Source organism: Mycobacterium sp., from assembly GCF_049673265.1.
Classification (GTDB): Bacteria; Actinomycetota; Actinomycetes; order Mycobacteriales; family Mycobacteriaceae; genus Mycobacterium.
Map to the genome: position 1 here is coordinate 1 of NZ_JBATXN010000396.1, position 2527 is coordinate 2527.

At 64.6% G+C, this 2527-nt stretch carries 4 protein-coding genes; 2 read left to right on the top strand and 2 right to left on the bottom strand.

The annotated features are described in order from the left end of the window. Window positions 1-835: OB-fold nucleic acid binding domain-containing protein (locus WBF82_RS13675; protein WP_424383546.1), on the top strand; the 835-nt coding region annotated here is incomplete at its 5' end. Window positions 836-844: 9 nt separating this feature from the next. Here the strand turns inward: WBF82_RS13675 and WBF82_RS13680 are convergent. Together WBF82_RS13680 and WBF82_RS13685 are read right to left on the bottom strand one after the other, a co-directional pair. Beyond that, on the bottom strand, window positions 845-1771 hold the full coding sequence (locus tag WBF82_RS13680) for an MBL fold metallo-hydrolase (RefSeq protein ID WP_424383547.1): 927 nt from the start codon (window positions 1769-1771) through the stop codon (window positions 845-847). Continuing rightward, entirely contained in the window at window positions 1764-2216 is a 453-nt protein-coding gene (locus tag WBF82_RS13685; RefSeq protein WP_424383548.1) for a PPOX class F420-dependent oxidoreductase, read from the bottom strand. Before WBF82_RS13685 ends, WBF82_RS13680 begins: the two co-directional genes overlap by 8 nt. Window positions 2217-2273: 57 nt before the next feature. On the opposite strand from WBF82_RS13685, the gene WBF82_RS13690 reads away from it, so the two are divergent. Beyond that, a partial coding sequence (locus WBF82_RS13690; protein WP_424383549.1) for a MerR family transcriptional regulator occupies window positions 2274-2527 on the top strand: 254 nt, incomplete at its 3' end.

Below are 2527 nucleotides of genomic sequence, written 5' to 3' on the forward strand. Positions count from 1 at the left end.
GATCAAGGCAGGCGCTTTCGACTCGCTGAAGCACCCGCGCAAAGGGCTGTTCCTGGTGCACACCGACGCGGTCGAGTCGGTGCTGGGCACCAAGAAAGCCGAGGCGATGGGGCAGTTCGACCTATTCGGCGGTGACCCGAATGACGGGGGAGCGGGCGCTGATGCGGTGTTCACCATCAGGGTTCCCGACGAGGAGTGGGACGACAAACACAAACTCGCGCTGGAACGCGAAATGCTGGGCTTGTACGTGTCCGGGCATCCGCTCAACGGGGTAGCACATCTGCTGGCGACCCAGGTCGATACCGCCATCCCGGCGGTACTCGACGGCGACATCCCCAACGACACCATGGTCAAGGTCGGCGGCATCCTGGCGTCGGTGAACCGTCGGGTCAATAAGAACGGAATGCCTTGGGCCTCAGCACAGCTGGAAGACCTCACCGGTGGTATCGAGGTGATGTTCTTCCCGCATACCTACTCGGCCTTCGGCGCTGACGTCGTCGACGACGCGGTGGTCGTCGTCACCGCGAAAGTCGCGATCCGCGATGATCGGACCACACTGATCGCCAACGACCTTGTGGTGCCTGATTTTTCCAATGCGCAGGCGAACCGGCCGCTGGCAGTCAGCTTGCCGACGCGACAGTGCACCATCGACAAGGTCAGCGCGCTCAAACAAGTGCTGGCCCAACACCCCGGCACGTCGCAGGTTCTTCTGCGGCTGGTCAGCGGAGACCGGATCACCACGCTGGAGTTGGACTCGTCGCTGCGGGTGACGCCATCCCCGGCGCTGATGGGCGATCTCAAGGCGCTGCTCGGCCCCGGCTGCCTGGGCGGGTAGAGGTTCGCTTTACGCCGATAACCGAAGCGCGGCCTGATGATCGTGCGTCGGGATAATCGTCACCGCGTGCCGCGCGACGTGTAATCGATGGAGTGTTTTGAAGGATTGGCCGCGATCTTCGTCCGCCAAAGCGCCGGGGTAGCTTGATTTTTGCCGGACCTTTTCGATTTGCAATTCATGCCAGGCGGCGTCCCCGGCGATCAGAATCCAGCCGCGGCGGGTATGGGCGAGCACGCCGATGCTGCCCGGGGTGTGTCCCGCCAGATCCACCAGGAGCACGGAGTTGTCGCCGAATAGATCGTGGGATCGCGTGAACGTCAATACCGGTGGTCCGTCCAGGTCGTATTGGACGATCGGTCGATCGCGCAGCGAATCGCGAACGCCGCCGACCGGTGCGACCGGCCCTGAAGCGACCCATTCGTGTTCGATGCGATGCAGGTGCACCGGAAGATCGGGAAAGTCCAGCAGACCCGACACGTGGTCCCAGTGTGCGTGCGTGGGTAGTGCGAAATCCAGGCGCGGTATGTCGGGCAGCCGGCTCAGTGCTCTGATGGTCGGGATCGTGTCCGACGGTGGGCGAACCGCGACACGCAGCACCGCGGGTAGTTGCGAAATCGCCCGCTGCTCGGCGTTCACGCACACGGCGGGATCGACGATGAAGACCGCCTCCGGATGGGTGACGATGAATGACGTCAGCGAGTTGTCCACCCGGGCAGGCGCGAACATGCCCTCGACCACCGTGGCTGTCGGCACCGACCGCGGCACTTGGGGAAGCGCGGTTACGGTCACCGTCGCGTCGGCATCCGGGAGTCCTGCGTCGCCGATGCTTTTGATGAACCGCTGATCGAGCCGCTTCGGTCGCACCAAACCCCAAACGAATCCGGTTGCAGCGGCGCAGCATTGGCTCACGCTGGGCGAGCGAACCGGGTCAGTCATGGGTCAGGTCCACCCGAACGATGACGCTGTCTTCCCAGACGCTCCGGTCGCGGGCGCGGTACAGCTTTTGGCGAAGGCAGAGATCCTGGTGGACGTTCGTCACGCCCGGGACCTTGATCAACGGCATGATGTTCCACTGCCAGCCATACCGTTCGTGGAGGAGGCGGTTGGCCTGTTCGGCGTCGGCTCCGGACAGGATCGTGGCACGGCCGGCCAGCGTCGTCGCTGCTGTGCGGACGCGGCCCCGGTAGTCGCATGTGGTGAGTTCGACACTGGGGCGCGCCGCCAACCGTCTGGTCTTTGGCCCCGCTTTGGTGCGGAACACCACCGCGGCTCCGTCCAGCCCGAACCAGATCGGCGTATCGACAGGGGTGCCGTCTCGGCGAAACGACCGAAGTCGGGCGTATCGGGCGGCGTTGAGTTCCTCGAGGGTGTGTGCGTGCATACCGCCAGTCAACGACTTAGAGTTGGCTCTAAGTCAAGCCTGATGTTGGGAGAGCCGATGACCGCACGTCTGACTATCGGGGAGGTGGCCCGTGAGGCGGGTGTCGCCGCCACCGCATTGCGGTACTACGAGCAGATCGGCTTGGTTCCGCCGGTGGCCAGGCTCGGCGGTCAGCGGCGCTACGACGAGTCGATCCTCGCCCGACTCGAGGTGATCCGGCTGTGCAAATCCGCAGGGTTCGCCTTGGACGAGATCCAGCGGCTGTTCGCCGACGACGCGCCTGGGCGTCCGGCGAGTCGCGCACTCGCCGA